The sequence below is a fragment of the Pseudomonas flavocrustae genome, from assembly GCF_029872515.1.
GTDB lineage: Bacteria > Pseudomonadota > Gammaproteobacteria > Pseudomonadales > Pseudomonadaceae > Chryseomonas > Chryseomonas aestiva.
Window position 1 is genome coordinate 94,725 of record NZ_JAPDIQ010000008.1, and the last position, 16,459, is coordinate 111,183.

A 16,459-nucleotide genomic window follows, 5' to 3' on the forward strand; every position below is an offset into this window, starting at 1 on the left:
AGCGGCCCGGACGGGCCATGAGCAAACGCCCATTGTATCCCTCCCCACCTGGGTTATCCACATGACTGCGCAGTTTCCCGGCAGATAGCCGCCTCAACCGTCACGACCGGGCATATGACCGTCAGCACTGTGGATAAGGCCGTCTGACCTCTCTGGACATCCCGGGGTTTTTCTCTGTGGATAATCCGGCTGTGCGTAACAGCTCTGCTTATCCACAGCTCCTGGACAGCCTGACCACCTTCGGCACACCTGTTGAAAACAGACTTTCCGCTGCCGCTCCGACCAGGCTGGACCCAGGCTGCCACGTTCTATCCACAGAAAACCGCTGCACCATACATATTCACTTCAACAGTCTTTTAAAACCTTCTGACCTGTTGATTTTATTTACGCGCTCGTCTGCCAGCCGGTGCTGGTTGGAAATTGACCTGTACCGAGGCTTTCTCTAGAATCGCCGGTCTCTTTGCGCGGGGCACTCATGCCTTGCCGCTTTCACCTAGGTAAAAGTCCATGAAACGCACCTTCCAACCCAGCACCCTGAAGCGCGCCCGTGTCCACGGTTTCCGTGCTCGTATGGCAACCAAGAACGGCCGTCAGGTTCTCGCCCGTCGCCGTGCCAAAGGCCGCAAGCGTCTGGCGATCTGATTGCCCGGTCAGGTGGTGAGTCAGGGTTTCGGTCGGGACAGGCGCTTACTGAGCTCCCAACAGTTCCAGGCGGTCTTTGACTCTCCCACCCACAAGGCATCCGGCAAGCACCTGCTGCTGCTCGCCCATGCCAATGGGCTCGACCATTCCCGCCTGGGGCTGGTCATCGGCAAGAAAAGCGTCAAGCTTTCTGTCGAGCGCAATCGCATCAAGCGGGTCATCCGGGATTCCTTCCGGCTGAATCAGGACCGCCTCGGCAGCTTCGATCTGGTCTTCGTCGCCCGCAAGGGACTCGGCGAGGTCGACAATCCCGAATTGCACGATCAGCTGCTGCAACTGTGGAAACGTCTCAATCGCCAGGCGAGCAAGACGATTGCCCACCCCATTGACAGTCCCGACGGTGCTCATGCGTAAACCGGCCCTGCTGCTGATTCGCTTCTACCGTTATGCCATCAGCCCCTTGATGGCCAGTCACTGTCGTTTCTATCCGACCTGTTCCGGTTACGCCCTCGAAGCCATCGAGTGCCACGGGCTGCTGCGTGGTGGCTGGCTGACCACACGGCGACTGTGCCGGTGCCATCCCTGGCACTCAGGCGGATACGATCCCGTTCCTCCCGCAAAGAACCCAGCCCCGACCTCTTCGATGGCCGAGTAAACATGGATATCAAGCGCCCGCTACTCATTGCCGCCTTGGCGATCGTGTCCTACACCCTGGTTTTCCAGTGGAACAAGGACTACGGCCAAGGCGATCTGCCCACGGCCAAGACGCAGACCAGCGTCCTGCCGGGCGATACCCCCAACGTGCCCACCGACGTCCCGGCCGATGCCAAGGCAGCTGCCCCGGTGGACAACGCGGCTGCCCAACCGAGCACCGCGCTCATCAAGGTGCGTACCGACGTCCTGGATCTGGCCATCGACCCCCGCGGCGGCGACATCGTCCAGCTCGGCCTGGTGCAGTACCCGAGCCGCCAGGACCATCCCAACGATCCCTTCATGCTGTTCGACAACGGCGCCCAGCGTCTCTACCTGGCGCAGAGCGGCCTGACCGGTGCCAACGGTCCCGATGGCAACAGCGCCGGTCGTCCGCTGTACACCTCGGCGCAGTCCAGCTACGTGCTCGCCGATGGCCAGCAGCAGCTGGTGGTGGATCTCAAGTACCAGGCCAATGGCGTCGACTACATCAAGAGATTCACCTTCCACCGGGGCCTGAAGGTCGACTGCTCGGACGCCGAGAAGGCGCAGAAGAAGATCGCCTGCATCAACCCGGACGCCTACCAGATCCAGGTCAGCTACCTGATCGACAACCAGAGCGCCAGCGCCTGGAACGGCGTGCTCTATGCCCAGCTCAAGCGTGACAAGAGCGGCGATCCCTCGGCCACCACCGCCACCGGCGTGTCCACCTACCTGGGCGCCGCGGTCGGTACCCCGGCCGAGCCCTACCGCAAGGTGTCCATGAGCGACATGGACAAGAATCGCCTGCAGGAAGCGGTGCAGGGCGGCTGGGTCGGTTGGCTGCAGCACTACTTCGTCACCGCCTGGGTGCCGAACAAGGATGAGCAGCACCAGATCACCACCCGCAAGGATGCCCAGGGCAACTACATCGTCGGCTTCACCGGTCCGCAGTTCAGCGTGCCGGCGGGTGGCAAGGGCGAGACCTCGCTGACCCTCTATGCCGGTCCGAAGATCCAGGAGCACCTCAAGACCCTGTCCCACGGTCTGGAACTGACCGTCGACTACGGCTTCCTGTGGTTCATCGCCCAGCCGATCTTCTGGCTGCTGCAGCATATCCACAGCATCCTGGGTAACTGGGGCTGGTCGATCATCGTCCTGACCATCATCATCAAGATGCTGTTCTTCCCGCTGTCCGCCGCCAGCTACCGCTCCATGGCCCGCATGCGTGCCGTCGGCCCGCGACTGCAGGCGCTGAAGGAACAGCATGGCGACGATCGCCAGAAGATGTCCCAGGCGATGATGGAGCTCTACCGCAAGGAGAAGATCAATCCCCTGGGTGGCTGTCTGCCCATCGTGGTGCAGATGCCGGTGTTCCTGGCACTGTACTGGGTGCTGCTGGAAAGCGTCGAGATGCGCCAGTCGCCCTGGATGTTCTGGATCACCGACCTGTCGGCCAAGGATCCCTTCTTCATCCTGCCGATCATCATGGGCGGCACCATGCTGGTGCAGCAGATGCTCAACCCGGCACCGCCGGATCCCATGCAGGCCAAGGTCATGAAGATGATGCCGATCATCTTCACCTTCTTCTTCCTGTGGTTCCCGGCCGGTCTGGTGCTGTACTGGATCGTCAACAACTGCCTGTCGATCCTGCAGCAGTGGTACATTACCCGGAAGATCGAGGCGGCCAGCAAGAAGGCCTGACCCCGCTCACCCTGTCCACACGACGCCCCTTGATTGGGGCGTCGTGCTTTCTGGAGGATCGTCATGTCCCTGCCTTCCGACAGCATCGCCGCCATCGCCACCGCTACCGGGCGCGGCGGAGTCGGTATCGTCCGCGTCTCCGGGCCCCTCGCCGCCCCCCTGGCGCGGGCGATCTGCGGCCGTGAGCTGCCCCCGCGACATGCCCACTATGGCAACTTCCTCGCCGCCGACGGCAGCGTGCTGGACGCCGGCATCGCGCTGTTCTTTCCCGGTCCCAACTCCTTTACGGGCGAAGACGTGCTGGAACTCCAGGGCCATGGCGGCCCGGTAATCCTCGACCTGCTCCTGCGCCGTACCCTGGAAGAGGGCGCGCGCCTGGCCCGCCCGGGCGAGTTCAGCGAACGCGCCTTTCTCAACGACAAGCTCGACCTGGCCCAGGCCGAGGCCATCGCCGACCTCATCGAGGCCAGCACCGAACAGGCGGCGCGCAATGCCCTGCGCTCGCTGCAGGGCGAATTCTCCCGTCGCGTGGAAAGCCTGGTCGAGCAACTCATCCAGCTGCGTATCTACGTCGAGGCTGCCATCGACTTTCCCGAGGAAGAGATCGACTTCCTCGCCGACGGTCGGGTCCAGGGCCTGCTGGAGGGGGTCCAGGCCGAATTGCAGGAGGTCCGTCGCGAAGCCAATCGCGGTGCCCTGCTGCGTGACGGCATGACCGTGGTGATCGCCGGCCGTCCCAATGCCGGCAAGTCCAGCCTGCTCAATGCCCTGGCCGGCCGCGAAGCCGCCATCGTCACCGACATCGCCGGCACCACCCGCGATGTCCTGCGTGAACATATCCACCTGGATGGCATGCCGCTGCACGTGGTCGATACGGCCGGTCTGCGCGACACCGATGACCGGGTGGAACAGATCGGCGTCCAGCGGGCCCTGGACGCCATCGCCGGAGCCGATCGAGTGCTGCTGGTGGTGGACGCCAGCGCACCGGAAGCCCGCGATCCCCAGGCGCTCTGGCCGGAACTGCTGAGCGCCAGGCCGCCGCTGGACAAGCTGACGGTGATCCGCAACAAGGCCGACCTCACCGGTGAGCCCACCGGGTTGCTGGGGTCGACCGCACCGGTGGAGATCGCCCTCAGCGCCACCGATGGCGGCGGAGTCGAGGCCCTGCGCGAGCATCTCAAAGCCTGCATGGGCTTCGAGCAGACCACCGAGGGCGGCTTCAGCGCCCGCCGCCGCCATCTGGATGCCCTGCAGCGGGCGGCCAGCGCCCTGGACCACGGCTATCGCCAGCTCACCCTGGCTGGTTCCGGCGAGCTCTTGGCCGAGGATCTGCGCCAGGCTCAGCAGGTACTCGGCGAGATCACCGGTGCCTTCAGCTCCGACGATCTGCTCGGCCGCATCTTCTCCAGCTTCTGCATCGGCAAGTAACTCCCGCTCCGCTGTAGCAGGCCTGTGCAATGCAGGCCTTGGCTGTCCTCACTTCCCCCTTCCAGAGCCCTGTTGATAACCCCGCCTGAGGTCTGCCCATAAATCGGTGCACGACCTGTCCATGATTGCCACTGTGGATAAGCGGGCAAAGGGTCCACAGGATGCTGATAGCTTGTGTTCATCCACAGCACAAGACGTACACCGGGTTCAGTTTTTCCCCAGCCCAGACCTGCCAAGGGCTGGATAAGCTTATCCACAGCGAAGGGCCTGCATATACATAAGCTCTATATCAGTCCTTTTAAAACTTTCTTCTCTATTGTTTATATTGAGCGTCTACCACGGCGCCTGGTCATTTTTTGGCCAGGGCCCCTTCTGCAAGACTGGCCTAGGCCTTATACTTGCCGGCTTTCCTTCGAATTCCTGCCAACAGGCACGAGGTGCGTGGTGGACTTTCCTTCCCGTTTCGACGTCATCGTGATCGGTGGCGGCCATGCCGGTACCGAAGCAGCCCTGGCGGCCGCTCGCATGGGTGTGCGCACCCTGCTGCTCACGCATAATGTGGAAACTCTCGGCCAGATGAGCTGCAATCCCGCCATTGGCGGCATCGGCAAGAGCCATCTGGTCAAGGAGATCGATGCCCTGGGCGGCGCCATGGCCGCGGCGACGGATCTCGCCGGCATCCAGTTCCGCATTCTCAACAGCCGCAAGGGACCTGCCGTCCGCGCCACTCGCGCCCAGGCCGATCGCGTGCTGTACAAGGCGGCTATCCGCTACACCCTGGAAAACCAGCCCAACCTGTGGATATTCCAGCAGGCCTGTGACGACCTCATCGTCGAAGGCGATCGGGTGGCCGGCGTGATCACCCAGATGGGCCTGAAATTCCATGGCGACAACGTGGTGCTGACCGCTGGAACCTTCCTCGGCGGTCTTATCCACATCGGCATGCAGAATCACAGCGGTGGACGAGCGGGAGACCCGCCCGCCATCGCCCTGGCTCAGCGCCTGCGGGAACTGCCGCTGCGGGTCTCCCGCCTGAAGACCGGCACGCCGCCACGTATCGACGGCCGCTCGGTGGACTTCTCGGTGATGACCGAACAGCCAGGGGATACCCCGCTGCCGGTGATGTCCTTTCTCGGCAATCGCGAGCAGCATCCGGCGCAGGTCAGCTGCTGGATCACCCACACCAACGCCCGCACCCACGACATCATCCGCGCCAACCTGGATCGTTCGCCCATGTACTCGGGCGTGATCGAAGGGGTAGGGCCGCGCTACTGTCCGTCCATCGAAGACAAGATCCATCGCTTCGCCGACAAGGACAGCCATCAGGTCTTTCTCGAACCCGAGGGTCTGACCACCCACGAGCTCTATCCCAACGGCATCTCCACCTCGCTGCCCTTCGATGTGCAGCTCGAGGTGGTGCGCTCCATGCGCGGCCTGGAGAACGCCCACATCCTGCGACCCGGCTACGCCATCGAATACGATTTCTTCGATCCGCGGGATCTCAAGTACAGCCTGGAAACCAAGGTCATCGCCGGCCTGTTCTTCGCCGGCCAGATCAATGGCACCACCGGTTACGAAGAAGCCGGCGCCCAGGGTCTGCTCGCCGGTGCCAACGCCGCGCTGCGCGCCCAGGGCCGTGAAGCCTGGTGTCCGCGCCGCGACGAGGCCTACCTCGGCGTGCTGGTCGACGATCTCATCACTCTGGGCACCCAGGAGCCCTACCGGATGTTCACCTCCCGCGCCGAGTACCGGCTGATCCTGCGCGAAGACAACGCCGACCTGCGCCTGACCGAAAAGGGGCGCGAGCTGGGTCTGGTGGACGACCAGCGCTGGGCGCTGTTCGAAGCCAAGCGCGAGGGCATCGCCCTGGAAGAGCAGCGTCTCAAGGCGATCTGGATTCGCCCGGGCACGCCCGAGGGCACGGCGGTGGCCGAGCGCTTCGGCACGCCGCTCAATCACGAATACAACCTGCAGAACCTGCTGGCTCGTCCGGAGATCGACTATGCCGGTCTGCTGGCCGCGGTAGGTCAGACACCGGCCGAGGCCCAGGTCGCCGAGCAGATCGAGATCAAGACCAAGTACGCCGGCTACATCGATCGCCAGCAGGACGAGATCCAGCGCCTGCGCGCCAGCGACGCCGTGGCGCTGCCGGCGGAGCTCGACTACGCCACCATCTCCGGACTGTCCAAGGAGATCCAGCACAAGCTGGCCCAGGCCCGTCCCGAGACCCTGGGGCAGGCCTCGCGCATTCCGGGCGTCACGCCAGCGGCGGTCTCGCTGCTGCTGATCCACCTCAAGAAGCGCAGCGCCGGTCGCAGCCTGGAGCACAGCGCCTGATGGCCAGCGCGATCCAAGCCAACGAACTGCGCCAGGGCGCCGAGACCCTCGGCGTGGCCCTGAGCGCCGCCGTGGAAGAGCGGTTGCTGGGCTACCTGGACCTGCTGGTCAAGTGGAACAAGGCCTACAACCTCACCGCGGTGCGCGATCCCAACGAGATGGTCTCGCGGCACCTGCTGGACAGCCTCAGCATCGTCCCCCACGTGGGCGCCGGGCAGTGGCTGGACGTGGGCAGTGGCGGCGGCATGCCGGGCATTCCCCTGGCGATCCTCTTTCCCGAGTCGCGCTTCACCCTGCTCGACAGCAACGGCAAGAAGACCCGCTTCCTGACCCAGGCCAAGATCGAGCTGGGCCTGGCCAATCTCGAGGTGGTCCACGCCCGCGTCGAGGCCTTCCAGCCTGCCGCGCCCTTCACCGGCATCGTCTCGCGGGCGTTCAGCGCCATTGACGACTTCGCCACCTGGACGCGCCACCTGGGCGACAACCAAACACAGTGGCTGGCGATGAAGGGACTGCACCCCGACGACGAGCTGGCCAAGCTACCAGCGGATTTCCGGGTTGCGGCGGCGCACGTCCTCGCGGTTCCCGGTTGCCAAGGCCAGCGGCACTTGCTGATACTGCGCCGCACGAACGGAGAGGGGTAAGGCGGTACATGGCCAAGGTTTACGCGATAGCCAACCAGAAGGGCGGGGTGGGCAAGACCACGACGTGCATCAATCTCGCCGCTTCTCTGGCCGCCACCAACCGGCGCAAGGTGCTGCTGATCGATCTCGATCCCCAGGGTAACGCCACCATGGGCAGCGGGGTGGACAAGCACGCCCTCGAGCATTCGGTGCTGGACGTCCTCACCGGGGCCTGCGGCCTGCTCGACGCCATGCACTTCTCCGAGCACGGCGGCTACCAGCTGCTGCCCTCGAACCGCGACGTCACCGCCGCGGAAGTCGAGCTGCTGGAGATGACCGGGCGCGAGAGCCGGCTACGTGATGCCCTCGCCCCCGTGCGGGACAACTACGACTACGTCCTCATCGACTGCCCGCCGTCGCTGTCCATGCTGACCATCAACGGCCTGGTGGCCGCCGATGGCGTGATCATTCCCATGCAGTGCGAGTACTTCGCCCTGGAAGGCCTGACCGATCTGGTCGGCAGCATCCAGCACATCGCCCAGCGGCTGAATCCGCAGCTGAAGATCGAGGGCCTGCTGCGCACCATGTTCGATCCGCGCATCGGCCTGGCCAACGACGTCGCCGCCCAGCTCAAGCAGCACTTCGGCGACGAGCTCTACGAAACCATCATTCCGCGCAACGTCCGCCTGGCCGAAGCGCCCAGCTACGGCATGCCCGCCCTGGTCTACGACAAGAGTTCCAAGGGGGCCGCGGCCTACCTGGAGCTGGCCAGCGAGCTGGTCAAACGTCAGCGCAAGGCGGCTCGCGTCGCCAAGACTGCCTAAGGAATCCCCATGGCTGTGAAGAAACGAGGTCTGGGCCGCGGTCTCGACGCCCTGCTCGGCGGTGCCAGCGTCAAGGTCCTGCAGGAGCAGGCTGCCGCCACCCCGGTCAGCGAACTGCAATCGCTGCCGCTGGACATCATCCAGCGCGGCAAGTACCAGCCGCGCCGGCACATGGATCCGACCGCTCTGGAAGAGCTGGCCAACTCCATTCGCGTCCAGGGGCTGATGCAGCCCATCGTGGTGCGTGCCATCGGTGAAGGCCGTTACGAGATCATCGCCGGCGAACGCCGCTGGCGGGCCAGCCAGCAGGCCGGTCTGGAGCGGATCCCGGCGCTGGTGCGCGACGTGCCCGATCAGGTGGCCATCGCCCTGGCGCTGATCGAAAATATCCAGCGGCAGAATCTCAATCCGCTGGAAGAGGCCATGGCCTTGCAGCGGCTGCAGGACGAATTCGAGCTGACCCAGGCCCAGGTGGCCGAAGCCGTCGGCAAGTCGCGCTCGGGCGTGACCAACCTGCTGCGCCTGCTGGCGCTGGCCGAAGACGCCAAGGAAATGCTGGCCAGGGGCGAGCTGGAGATGGGCCATGCCCGGGCACTGCTCGGTCTGCCCAAGGCGCGCCAGGCCGAAGGGGCGCGGCACGTTGTCGCACGGGGCCTCACCGTCCGCCAGACCGAAGCCCTGGTGCGCCAGTGGCTCAGCGGCGCGGAGCCGGAGGAGAAGGCCGCGGTGGTCGATCCCGACATCAGTCGGCTGGAGCAGCGTCTGGCCGAACGTTTGGGCGCCAACGTGCAGATCCGCCATGGTGAAAAAGGCAAGGGTCAACTGGTGATCCGTTACACCTCTTTGGACGAACTTCAAGGCGTACTGGCGCACATTCGCTGACACAAATGCCTGCAAGCCTGGACGGCAATCTGTCCGGGGTGGCTTGAACCACTCTGGACGCGCCCCTATACTTTGCCCGCTTTTTGTCGGCACAAAGCATGCCAGTGAAAACAACTATTAAGCCGACACCAGAGGACTTCGAGCCGATGGACCGCCGCACGCCCAAACGCCTGCCTTTCCATCACCAGCCTGCCTTTCGCCTGCTGCTCGTCCAACTGGCTGTCGCGTCGTGTGCCGCCGTTGTCTTGTATTGCTTCGTCGGTAAGGTCGCCGGTTATTCCGGATTGTTGGGCGGGCTGATTGCCTGGCTGCCCAATCTGTATTTTTCGTTCAAGGCGTTCCGCTATCGTGGCGCCCATGCCGCCCAAGACATCGTCCGTTCTTTCTACTCGGGCGAGGCGGGCAAACTGATTCTCACGGCAGTGCTCTTTGCACTGACGTTTGCTGGGGTAAAACCGCTTTCGGCTCCTGCACTGTTCGGCGTCTACCTGTTGACGCTGATGGTCAATGCCGGCGCGCCCCTGCTACTGAAAAAACCGACTAGACCTTAAGGCATTCGAGGCACACATGGCAGCAGACTCCGCTTCGGGCTACATCCAGCACCACCTGCAGAACCTGACCTATGGTATGCACCCGGTGAACGGCTGGAGCTTCGCCCACACCCCCGCTGAAGCTAAGGAAATGGGCTTCTGGGCCTTCCACGTGGACACCCTCGGCTGGTCGGTCGCCCTCGGCCTGATCTTCCTGGTGCTGTTCCGCAGCGTCGCCAAGAAGGCCACCAGTGGTCAGCCCGGCGGCCTGCAGAACTTCGTCGAGGTGCTGGTCGAATTCGTCGACGGCAGCGTCCGCGACACCTTCCACGGCAAGAATCCGCTGATCGCGCCCCTGGCCCTGACCATCTTCGTCTGGATCTTCCTGATGAACCTGATGGACCTGGTGCCGGTGGACTGGCTGCCGTCCGTGGCCGGCATGCTGTTCGGCGAGCACACCTACTTCCGCGTGGTGCCCACCACCGACCCGAACGCCACCCTGGGCATGGCCCTGTCGGTGTTCGCCCTGCTGATCTTCTACAGCATCAAGATGAAGGGCCTGGGCGGCTTCTTCGGCGAGCTGACCCTGCATCCCTTCAGCAGCAAGAACATGCTGCTGCAGATCATCCTGGTCCCGATCAACTTCCTGCTCGAATTCGTCACCCTGATCGCCAAGCCGATCTCGCTGGCACTGCGACTGTTCGGCAACATGTATGCTGGCGAGCTGATCTTCATCCTCATCGCCATCATGTTCGCCAACGGTCTGGCGCTGGGTGGCCTGGGTATCGTGCTGCAGTGGGCGTGGGCAGTGTTCCACATCCTCATCATCACCCTGCAGGCTTTCATCTTCATGATGCTGACCATCGTCTACCTGTCGATGGCGCACGAAGAAAGTCACTAAGGAATGGCCCCCGGACGCTGCTGACGGCGTCCGGAGGCGGTTCTGCCGTGAGTCCCGGAGGACGTTGTCCGCCGGGTAACTTGGGAAAACTTTTTCGCTTCAACCTTAACCAAGACGACTAAAAAAGTCGGGAGGAAAGATGGAAACTGTAGTTGGTTTGACCGCGATCGCCGTTGCTCTGCTGATTGGCCTGGGCGCTCTGGGTACCGCCATTGGCTTCGGTCTGCTGGGTGGCAAGTTCCTCGAAGGCGCCGCTCGTCAGCCGGAAATGGTTCCGATGCTGCAAGTCAAGATGTTCATCGTCGCCGGTCTGCTCGACGCCGTGACCATGATCGGTGTTGGTATCGCCCTGTTCTTCACCTTCGCTAACCCCTTCGTTGGTCAGATCGCCGGCTGATCACCCTCACGGGTGTAGGCAGGACTGATGGACAACGAACGAGCGAGGTGTTGGCGTGAACATTAATGCAACCCTGATAGGCCAGTCCGTTGCCTTCTTCATCTTCGTGCTCTTCTGCATGAAGTACGTGTGGCCGCCGATCATCTCGGCGCTGCGTGAGCGTGAGAAGAAGATTGCCGATGGCCTTGACGCTGCCAACCGCGCGGCTCGTGATCTGGAAGTGGCACAGCAGCAAGCCAACCAGAAAGTGAACGAAGCCAAGGGTCAAGCAGCCGAGATCATCGAGCAAGCCAACAAGCGTGCCGCTCAGATCGTCGAGGACGCACAGGCCAAGGCCCGTGCCGAAGGCGACCGGATCAAGGCGCAGGCTCAGGCGGAAATCGAGCAGGAAATCAACACCGCGAAGGACGCTCTGCGTGCTCGCGTCGGCGTGCTGGCCGTGGCCGGCGCCGAGAAGATCCTCGGATCGACCGTTGATGCCAATGCTCATGCCCAGTTGGTCGACCGACTGGCAGCGGAAATCTAAGCGAGGCCACCAATGGCAGAACTGAACACGCTGGCCCGGCCCTATGCCAAGGCGGCTTTCGAGTTCGCACAGTCCCAGCAGCAGCTGACCCAGTGGTCGGCCGCGCTAGGGCTGCTCGCCGCGGTATCCCAAGATGGGACCGTGCGCCAGCTGCTTCAGCAGCCGCAGTTGACTGCGGACGCCAAGGCCGGATTGCTCATCGATGTATGTGGCGATCAGCTGGATGCACAGTCCCAGAACTTCGTTCGGACCGTGGCAGAAAACAACCGGATCGACCTGTTCCCGGCCATCGCCGAGATCTACGAGGCGTACAAGGCCGAGCAGGAAAAATCCATCGAGGCGGAAGTCACCAGTGCTTTCGCCCTGAGCGACGAACAGCAAGACAAACTCGCCAAGGCTCTCAGCGCAAGGCTAGGTCGACAAGTGCGACTAAATGCATCCGAGGATGCGAGCCTGATCGGTGGTGTGGTTATCCGCGCCGGCGACTTGGTAATCGATGGCTCCGTTCGCGGCAAGCTCGCGCAACTGGCCGAAGCGTTGAAACCTTGAGTTTGAAGGGGCAGTAGCATGCAGCAACTCAATCCTTCCGAAATTAGTGAAATCATCAAGGGTCGCATCGACAAGCTCGACGTGACCTCGCAAGCCCGCAACGAAGGCACCATCGTCAGCGTGTCTGACGGTATCGTGCGGATCTTCGGTCTGGCCGACGTCATGTACGGCGAAATGATCGAATTCCCCGGCGGCATCTACGGCATGGCGCTGAACCTGGAGCAGGACTCCGTCGGCGCCGTGGTCCTGGGTAGCTACCTGGGTCTGGCCGAAGGCATGAGCGCCAAGTGCACCGGCCGCATCCTGGAAGTCCCGGTTGGTCCGGAACTGCTGGGCCGCGTCGTCGACGCCCTGGGCAACCCCATCGATGGCAAGGGTCCGCTGAACGCCAGCGCCACCGACGCCGTCGAGAAGGTCGCACCGGGCGTGATCTGGCGTCAGTCGGTCGACCAGCCGGTGCAGACCGGCTACAAAGCCGTCGATGCCATGATCCCGGTAGGCCGCGGTCAGCGTGAGCTGATCATCGGTGACCGTCAGATCGGCAAGACCGCCATGGCGATCGATGCCATCATCAACCAGAAGAACAGCGGCATCCGCTGCGTCTACGTCGCCATTGGTCAGAAGCAGTCGACCATCGCCAACGTGGTGCGCAAGCTGGAAGAGAACGGCGCTCTGCACAACACCATCGTGGTGGCGGCCAGTGCGTCCGAATCGGCGGCTCTGCAGTTCCTCGCGCCCTACTCGGGTTGCACCATGGGCGAATACTTCCGCGACCGCGGTGAAGACGCCCTGATCGTCTATGACGATCTGTCCAAGCAGGCCGTGGCCTATCGCCAGATCTCCCTGCTGCTGCGTCGTCCGCCGGGCCGTGAAGCCTATCCCGGCGACGTGTTCTATCTCCACAGCCGTCTGCTCGAGCGCGCTTCCCGCGTCTCCGCCGACTACGTCGAGAAGTTCACCAACGGCGCCGTGACCGGCAAGACCGGCTCGCTGACCGCACTGCCGATCATCGAGACCCAGGCCGGCGACGTGTCCGCCTTCGTTCCGACCAACGTGATCTCCATCACCGACGGCCAGATCTTCCTGGAAGCCGGCCTGTTCAACTCGGGCATCCGCCCGGCGGTCAACGCCGGTGTCTCGGTATCCCGTGTGGGTGGTGCGGCCCAGACCAAGATCATCAAGAAGCTGTCCGGCGGTATCCGTACCGCGCTGGCCCAGTACCGTGAACTGGCGGCCTTCGCCCAGTTCGCCTCGGACCTGGACGAAGCCACCCGCAAGCAGCTCGAGCATGGTCAGCGCGTCACCGAGCTGATGAAGCAGAAGCAGTACGCGCCCATGTCCATCGCCGAGATGTCCCTGAGCCTGTACGCCGCCGAGCGTGGTTTCCTGAGCGATGTGTCCCTGGACAAGATCGGTAGCTTCGAGCAGGCCCTGATCGCCTACTTCAACCGCGATCACGCCGACCTGATGGCCAAGATCAACGTGAAGGGCGACTTCAACGACGAGATCGACGCCGGCATCAAGGCGGGAATCGAGAAGTTCAAGGCCACGCAAACCTGGTAAGCCGCGACGGGGGCGCCAGCCCCCGTTTGCCAACCCGATAGGTGTCACATGGCAGGCGCAAAAGAGATTCGCGGCAAGATCGCGAGCATCAAAAGCACACAGAAGATCACCAGCGCCATGGAAAAGGTTGCGGTCAGCAAGATGCGTAAGGCTCAGGCCCGCATGGCTGCCAGCAAGCCTTATGCCGAGCGCATCCGCGCTGTGATCGGCCACCTGGCCAACGCCAACCCCGAGTACCGCCATGCCTTCATGGTGGAACGCGAGGTCAAGCGCGTCGGCTACATCGTGGTCAGCTCCGATCGGGGTCTGGCCGGTGGTCTGAACACCAACCTGTTCAAGGCTCTGGTTCGCGACATGAGCGACCAGCGCGGCAAGGGTGTGGAAATCGATCTGGCGGTGATCGGGGCCAAGGGTGCCTCCTTCTTCCGCAGCTTCGGCGGCAACGTGGTCGCGGCCATCAGCCACCTTGGCGAAGCCCCGGCGATCGGCGATCTGATCGGCAGCATCAAGGTGATGCTGGATGCCTACCTGAACGGCCGTATCGACCGTCTGTACGTGGTGTCCAACGTCTTCGTCAACACCATGACCCAGAAGCCGACCATCCAGCAGCTGGTGCCTCTGGTGCCGGGCGAGGGCGGTGAGCTGCAGGGCAAGCACTGGGACTACCTCTACGAGCCCGACGCCAAGACCCTGCTCGACGGTCTGCTGGTGCGCTACGTGGAATCCCAGGTGTACCAGGCCGTGGTCGAGAACGCTGCCAGTGAACAGGCCGCGCGGATGATCGCGATGAAGAACGCCACCGACAACGCCGGCGATCTCATCAAGGACCTGCAGCTGGTCTACAACAAGGCTCGCCAGGCTGCGATCACCCAAGAAATTTCGGAAATCGTCGGCGGCGCCGCCGCGGTCTGACGGACAGCTTAAACATTCGAGGAACGCGAAATGAGTAGCGGACGTATCGTACAAATCATCGGCGCCGTGATCGACGTGGAATTCCCGCGCGACGCGGTACCGCGCGTCTTTGACGCCCTCAAGGTGCAGGGTGCCGAAACCACCCTGGAAGTCCAGCAGCAGCTGGGCGACGGCGTGGTCCGTACCATCGCCATGGGTAGCACCGAAGGCCTCAAGCGCGGCCTGAACGTGGGCAACACCGGCGAGGCCATCAAGGTCCCGGTCGGCGTCAAGACCCTCGGCCGCATCATGGACGTGCTGGGCAACCCCATCGACGAAGCCGGCCCCATCGGCGAGGAAGAGCGCTGGGAAATCCACCGCAAGGCCCCGTCCTACGCGGAGCAGGCCGGTGGTAACGATCTGCTGGAAACCGGCATCAAGGTCATCGACCTGGTCTGCCCCTTCGCCAAGGGCGGCAAGGTCGGCCTGTTCGGCGGCGCCGGCGTGGGCAAGACCGTCAACATGATGGAACTCATCCGTAACATCGCCATCGAGCACAGCGGTTATTCCGTGTTCGCCGGCGTGGGCGAGCGTACCCGTGAAGGGAACGACTTCTACCACGAGATGAAGGACTCCAACGTTCTGGACAAGGTCGCCCTGGTCTATGGCCAGATGAACGAGCCGCCGGGCAACCGTCTGCGCGTGGCCCTGACCGGTCTGACCATGGCCGAGAAATTCCGTGACGAAGGCCGTGACGTCCTGCTGTTCGTCGACAACATCTACCGCTACACCCTGGCCGGCACCGAAGTGTCCGCGCTGCTGGGTCGTATGCCGTCCGCGGTGGGCTACCAGCCGACCCTGGCCGAGGAGATGGGTGTCCTGCAGGAGCGCATTACCTCCACCAAGCTGGGTTCGATCACCTCCGTCCAGGCCGTTTACGTCCCTGCCGATGACTTGACCGACCCGTCCCCGGCGACCACCTTCGCCCACCTGGACGCCACCGTGGTTCTGTCCCGTGACATCGCCTCCCTGGGTATCTACCCGGCGGTCGATCCCCTGGACTCCACCTCGCGCCAGCTGGACCCGAACGTGATCGGCCAGGAGCACTACGACACCGCTCGCGGTGTTCAGTACGTGCTGCAGCGCTACAAGGAGCTGAAGGACATCATCGCGATCCTGGGCATGGACGAACTGTCCGAGTCCGACAAGCAGCTGGTATCCCGTGCTCGTAAGATCCAGCGCTTCCTGTCCCAGCCGTTCTTCGTGGCCGAGGTCTTCACCGGTTCGCCCGGCAAGTACGTGTCCCTCAAGGACACCATCGCCGGCTTCTCCGGGATCCTGCGTGGCGACTACGATCACCTGCCCGAGCAGGCGTTCTACATGGTCGGCGGCATCGACGAAGCCATCGAGAAAGCCAAGAAACTGTAACTGCCGCGCCCGGCGACGGGCGCTCTTAGAGGCACGCTATGGCCAAGACAGTCCAATGCGACATCGTCAGCGCGGAAGGGGAAATCTTCTCCGGCGCGGTGGAGATGATCATCGCCCACGGCCACCTGGGTGATCTGGGTATCGCCCCGGGCCATGCGCCGCTGCTCACCGATCTGAAACCGGGCCCCATCCGCCTGGTCAAGGCCGGGGGTGTCGAGGAGGTGTTCTACATCTCCGGTGGTTTCCTGGAAGTGCAGCCGAATGTCGTCGAGGTGCTGGCCGATACCGCCAGCCGCGCCGGTGACATCGACGAAGCTGCCGCTCTGGAAGCCAAGCAGCGCGCCGAGGCAGCCCTGAGCGACAAGGGCACGGAGTTCGACTACACCGCTGCCGCCACTCAGCTCGCCGAAGCCGCCGCCCAGCTGCGTACCATCCAGCAGCTCAAGCGGCAGGCCAAGCGCTAAGCGCAAGGTCAGGCTGTAACGACAAGGGTAGCTTCGGCTACCCTTTTCTTTTGTCGCCCGAAAAGTGGGCGAGAAACTTCGCGTGGTCGGACTCGAAAGGC

At 63.4% G+C, this 16,459-nt stretch carries 18 protein-coding genes; all 18 read left to right on the plus strand.

What is annotated here, in order from left to right:
* Nucleotides 1-507 precede the first annotated feature (507 nt).
* Nucleotides 508-642 (plus strand): 50S ribosomal protein L34, encoded by a 135-nt coding sequence (rpmH, locus tag OMP44_RS17910; RefSeq protein ID WP_017641476.1) that lies wholly within the window; start codon nucleotides 508-510, stop codon nucleotides 640-642.
* A 12-nt stretch (nucleotides 643-654) separates the two neighbouring features.
* Entirely contained in the window at nucleotides 655-1,056 is a 402-nt protein-coding gene (gene rnpA, locus OMP44_RS17915; RefSeq protein ID WP_133860591.1) for a ribonuclease P protein component, read from the plus strand.
* Nucleotides 1,049-1,297 (plus strand): membrane protein insertion efficiency factor YidD, encoded by a 249-nt coding sequence (yidD, locus tag OMP44_RS17920; RefSeq protein ID WP_133860224.1) that lies wholly within the window; start codon nucleotides 1,049-1,051, stop codon nucleotides 1,295-1,297. Before rnpA ends, yidD begins: the two co-directional genes overlap by 8 nt.
* 2 nt (nucleotides 1,298-1,299) lie before the next feature.
* The gene (gene yidC / locus OMP44_RS17925; protein WP_273860979.1) at nucleotides 1,300-3,015 is read left to right on the plus strand and encodes a membrane protein insertase YidC; all 1,716 of its coding nucleotides are present in this window, start codon (nucleotides 1,300-1,302) and stop codon (nucleotides 3,013-3,015) included.
* Between the two features lie 63 nt (nucleotides 3,016-3,078).
* A complete protein-coding gene (gene mnmE, locus OMP44_RS17930; protein ID WP_187980754.1) occupies nucleotides 3,079-4,443 on the plus strand; it encodes a tRNA uridine-5-carboxymethylaminomethyl(34) synthesis GTPase MnmE in 1,365 nt (454 codons plus the stop codon).
* A gap of 444 nt (nucleotides 4,444-4,887) precedes the next feature.
* Nucleotides 4,888-6,780, plus strand: coding sequence for a tRNA uridine-5-carboxymethylaminomethyl(34) synthesis enzyme MnmG (mnmG, locus tag OMP44_RS17935; protein WP_187980753.1), 1,893 nt, complete (start codon nucleotides 4,888-4,890; stop codon nucleotides 6,778-6,780).
* Nucleotides 6,780-7,424, plus strand: coding sequence for a 16S rRNA (guanine(527)-N(7))-methyltransferase RsmG (gene rsmG, locus OMP44_RS17940; protein ID WP_187980752.1), 645 nt, complete (start codon nucleotides 6,780-6,782; stop codon nucleotides 7,422-7,424). Before mnmG ends, rsmG begins: the two co-directional genes overlap by 1 nt.
* Nucleotides 7,425-7,432: 8 nt before the next feature.
* Nucleotides 7,433-8,227: a ParA family protein gene (locus tag OMP44_RS17945; protein WP_133860219.1), complete on the plus strand. Its 795-nt coding sequence runs from the start codon at nucleotides 7,433-7,435 to the stop codon at nucleotides 8,225-8,227.
* Between the two features lie 9 nt (nucleotides 8,228-8,236).
* Complete coding sequence (locus tag OMP44_RS17950; RefSeq protein WP_158891415.1) at nucleotides 8,237-9,109, plus strand: ParB/RepB/Spo0J family partition protein; 873 nt, start codon at nucleotides 8,237-8,239, stop codon at nucleotides 9,107-9,109.
* A 146-nt stretch (nucleotides 9,110-9,255) separates the two neighbouring features.
* Complete coding sequence (locus OMP44_RS17955) at nucleotides 9,256-9,660, plus strand: F0F1 ATP synthase subunit I (protein ID WP_133860217.1); 405 nt, start codon at nucleotides 9,256-9,258, stop codon at nucleotides 9,658-9,660.
* 16 nt (nucleotides 9,661-9,676) lie between these two features.
* Nucleotides 9,677-10,540: a F0F1 ATP synthase subunit A gene (gene atpB, locus OMP44_RS17960; protein ID WP_133860216.1), complete on the plus strand. Its 864-nt coding sequence runs from the start codon at nucleotides 9,677-9,679 to the stop codon at nucleotides 10,538-10,540.
* Nucleotides 10,541-10,679: 139 nt separating this feature from the next.
* Nucleotides 10,680-10,937, plus strand: a complete 258-nt coding sequence (atpE, locus tag OMP44_RS17965; RefSeq protein WP_003097235.1) for a F0F1 ATP synthase subunit C — start codon at nucleotides 10,680-10,682, stop codon at nucleotides 10,935-10,937.
* Between the two features lie 55 nt (nucleotides 10,938-10,992).
* Nucleotides 10,993-11,463, plus strand: a complete 471-nt coding sequence (locus OMP44_RS17970; protein WP_007160122.1) for a F0F1 ATP synthase subunit B — start codon at nucleotides 10,993-10,995, stop codon at nucleotides 11,461-11,463.
* A 12-nt stretch (nucleotides 11,464-11,475) separates the two neighbouring features.
* Complete coding sequence (locus OMP44_RS17975) at nucleotides 11,476-12,012, plus strand: F0F1 ATP synthase subunit delta (protein ID WP_007160121.1); 537 nt, start codon at nucleotides 11,476-11,478, stop codon at nucleotides 12,010-12,012.
* Between the two features lie 18 nt (nucleotides 12,013-12,030).
* Nucleotides 12,031-13,575 (plus strand): F0F1 ATP synthase subunit alpha, encoded by a 1,545-nt coding sequence (gene atpA / locus OMP44_RS17980; protein WP_017641467.1) that lies wholly within the window; start codon nucleotides 12,031-12,033, stop codon nucleotides 13,573-13,575.
* 48 nt (nucleotides 13,576-13,623) lie between these two features.
* Nucleotides 13,624-14,487: a F0F1 ATP synthase subunit gamma gene (atpG, locus tag OMP44_RS17985; protein WP_133860215.1), complete on the plus strand. Its 864-nt coding sequence runs from the start codon at nucleotides 13,624-13,626 to the stop codon at nucleotides 14,485-14,487.
* Between the two features lie 30 nt (nucleotides 14,488-14,517).
* On the plus strand, nucleotides 14,518-15,894 hold the full coding sequence (gene atpD / locus OMP44_RS17990; RefSeq protein ID WP_017641466.1) for a F0F1 ATP synthase subunit beta: 1,377 nt from the start codon (nucleotides 14,518-14,520) through the stop codon (nucleotides 15,892-15,894).
* Between the two features lie 38 nt (nucleotides 15,895-15,932).
* Nucleotides 15,933-16,358, plus strand: coding sequence for a F0F1 ATP synthase subunit epsilon (locus OMP44_RS17995; RefSeq protein WP_133860214.1), 426 nt, complete (start codon nucleotides 15,933-15,935; stop codon nucleotides 16,356-16,358).
* Nucleotides 16,359-16,459 lie beyond the last annotated feature (101 nt).

Excerpts from the sequence above, each read along its gene's own strand:
- atpD (WP_017641466.1), top strand. The coding sequence starts at position 14,518 with ATGAGTAGCGGACGTATCGTACAAATCATCGGCGCCGTGATCGACGTG.
- OMP44_RS17945 (WP_133860219.1), top strand. The coding sequence starts at position 7,433 with ATGGCCAAGGTTTACGCGATAGCCAACCAGAAGGGCGGGGTGGGCAAG.
- OMP44_RS17955 (WP_133860217.1), top strand. The coding sequence starts at position 9,256 with ATGGACCGCCGCACGCCCAAACGCCTGCCTTTCCATCACCAGCCTGCC.
- atpA (WP_017641467.1), top strand. The coding sequence starts at position 12,031 with ATGCAGCAACTCAATCCTTCCGAAATTAGTGAAATCATCAAGGGTCGC.
- yidC (WP_273860979.1), top strand. The coding sequence starts at position 1,300 with ATGGATATCAAGCGCCCGCTACTCATTGCCGCCTTGGCGATCGTGTCC.
- OMP44_RS17995 (WP_133860214.1), top strand. The coding sequence starts at position 15,933 with ATGGCCAAGACAGTCCAATGCGACATCGTCAGCGCGGAAGGGGAAATC.
- OMP44_RS17950 (WP_158891415.1), top strand. The coding sequence starts at position 8,237 with ATGGCTGTGAAGAAACGAGGTCTGGGCCGCGGTCTCGACGCCCTGCTC.
- mnmE (WP_187980754.1), top strand. The coding sequence starts at position 3,079 with ATGTCCCTGCCTTCCGACAGCATCGCCGCCATCGCCACCGCTACCGGG.
- atpE (WP_003097235.1), top strand. The coding sequence starts at position 10,680 with ATGGAAACTGTAGTTGGTTTGACCGCGATCGCCGTTGCTCTGCTGATT.
- OMP44_RS17975 (WP_007160121.1), top strand. The coding sequence starts at position 11,476 with ATGGCAGAACTGAACACGCTGGCCCGGCCCTATGCCAAGGCGGCTTTC.
- atpG (WP_133860215.1), top strand. The coding sequence starts at position 13,624 with ATGGCAGGCGCAAAAGAGATTCGCGGCAAGATCGCGAGCATCAAAAGC.
- rsmG (WP_187980752.1), top strand. The coding sequence starts at position 6,780 with ATGGCCAGCGCGATCCAAGCCAACGAACTGCGCCAGGGCGCCGAGACC.
- rpmH (WP_017641476.1), top strand. The coding sequence starts at position 508 with ATGAAACGCACCTTCCAACCCAGCACCCTGAAGCGCGCCCGTGTCCAC.
- atpB (WP_133860216.1), top strand. The coding sequence starts at position 9,677 with ATGGCAGCAGACTCCGCTTCGGGCTACATCCAGCACCACCTGCAGAAC.
- yidD (WP_133860224.1), top strand. The coding sequence starts at position 1,049 with ATGCGTAAACCGGCCCTGCTGCTGATTCGCTTCTACCGTTATGCCATC.